General features: G+C 70.3%; 1 protein-coding gene. It reads right to left on the bottom strand.

From position 1 onward, the window contains the following. A partial coding sequence (locus tag ACYVGT_RS28055; RefSeq protein ID WP_460863863.1) for an HD-GYP domain-containing protein occupies nucleotides 1–1,463 on the bottom strand: 1,463 nt, incomplete at its 3' end. Nucleotides 1,464–2,277 lie beyond the last annotated feature (814 nt).

The raw sequence follows: 2,277 nt of genomic DNA, 5'->3' as shown, positions 1-2,277 counted from the left end.
GCCGCCGGGACGGCGCTCCGGCGCTGCCAGGCCGCTGCGCGGCCCGGTGCGGCCGCACCGGGCCGCGCCGGCGCCTCGGCGGGCCAGACCGCGGCCCCGTCGTCACCGGAGCCGCCGACGCGCAGCGGCGCGCTCGGATCGTCGTGGTCCTGCTGGGCGACATCGGCGACGTTGTCCGGCGGCTCGACATCGTCGGGCTGCTCCCAGCCGACCCGCTCGACCGCCGCGATGAGGGCGTCCACCATGACCGGGTCGAACTGCGGACCCGCGCCGCGCTGGAGCTCGGCGACGGCCTCCGCGATGCTGCGCGCCTTGCGGTAGGAGCGGGTGGAGGTCATGCAGTCGAAGGCATCGGCGACGGAGATGATGCGGGCGAACTCCGGGATCTCCTGCCCGGCCAGCCCCATCGGATAGCCCCGGCCGTCCATCCGCTCGTGGTGGTGCATGATGCCGGCCAGCGCCTCGTCGAGGAAGCCGATCTCGCGGACGATCTCGTAGCCGCGCATGGGATGCAGCTGGATCGCGGCGAACTCCTCCTCGGTGAGCTTCCCGGGCTTCTGCAGCACCTTGGTGGGCACGCCGAGCTTGCCGACGTCGTGCAGCATGCCGGCGTACTTCACGGTGTGCACGCGCTCGGCGTTGAGCCCGAGTTCCTGGGCGATCATGCTGGACGCCTTGGAGACGCGCATGCAGTGGCCGCGCGTGTAGTAGTCCTTGGTCTCCACGGCCTGGGCGAGCGTGGCGAGGGTGGCTTCGTGCGCGCGCTGCTCCGCGAAGTACTGGTCGAAGGCCCAGCGGGCGATGAACAGCGGCAGCAGCACCAGCAGCACGGCGAACGGGCCGACCAGGCCCCAGATCGCGGCGATGAGCAGGCCCAGCATCGAGTAGCCGAGCGAGGACAGCTCGATGCTGGCGGTGGGGCGCCAGCGGATCCGCTTGGGCCGGCGGAGGCGGAGCCCGCCCAGGCACCACATGAGCCCGCCCAGCAGCAGGCCGTTGACCGCGGTGTCGACGAGGACGGCGATCACGTAGGGCAGCACCAGCCAGGGGAACTCCTCCCGGCCGGGCACTCCGATGACTCCGCCGAACAGCAGGTAGACGTGGCCGGCGGCGTACCCGGCCAGGGCGATCTGGGCGCCGTTGAAGGCGCGCTTGACCAGGGTCTGGCCGCGGCGGACCACGAGCATGGTGCACATGCCCACGACCGCCGCACCCGTCGGGCCGACGAGGACCACGGCGGCCATGGACGCCGCGGCGCTCGGCGAGATCCCCGTGGGGCCGCCCTTCCCGGCCGACCCGCTGTGCACCTTGGTGCCGATCGATTCGGCGAGCACGAGGAGGACGGCCAGGAGGAGCAGCGTGGCCGGATCGATCCCGTCATAGGGTCCGGCGGCGAGTACCGCGAGGGCACTCAGGACGACGAGGCCCACGTACGACCGCGCCTTGATCGGCAGCGAACGCACTCTTCGTTACCTCCCACCCCAATGCCGACCGAACCGCCATGATTTCATCGCTTCCGTTCTACCACCAAGACCAGTTCGCGATCCGGTCGAACTGCAGGCAAACACCGGCGATTGTGTTCATGGGCGTCTCCCCTCCCCGCGGGCGCCCCGCCCGCCCCGCGTGCGGTCCGCGCTACCGCGGATCCGCATTCCCCCGGGGGCGGCACGGCGAATCACCCTATTCGGTCGATATGACGGACAGTTTAACGCCCGATTCCAGTGCCGCCGTATTCCCGCCAACACCGCGAGACGCTCGCGGGAGTTGCGCGCCGGAATATCCAGGCCGCCACGTTCCGGAATACGAAAATACGAATCCCATTCGCAGTTCATGACGTCACTCTGAGTTATCAAACAGTGCCGGATACATCAATCTCAGAGCGCGAATCAGCCCGCACCAGCAGAGAAAGACTCCGCTCCACCCACCGGTCTACAGTTACTCTCTGTGGCGTTCGTGAATGTGAGGCGCTACGGCGCACCCGGATACGGTTCCCGATAGGGGCGCACACCACCGGAAAAAAATCGGTTCCGCCATCGGGCGTGTCGACCGTACCCCGCTGCATACGGCCGACCGATTCGCCGCGCTCGCCCCGCGGCGTGCCCCCATCGCACCGAATCGGGCATTCACCGGCGGACGCCGACGAGGGCGGTTAGGGAGTCATTCGGGGATTTCCAGGAAACGGCCGAATACGCGGCCGGCCGGGCGGCGCCGCGGCCGCCGGCGCGGCCCGGGGCGCCGCGGACGGGGCGGACGGCCGGCCCGGACCGGCGGCCCGGG

This window comes from Nocardiopsis coralliicola, assembly GCF_054779695.1.
Note: the sequence above shows the minus strand (reverse complement) of the source record. Positions and strands in the feature narration are given on the sequence as shown.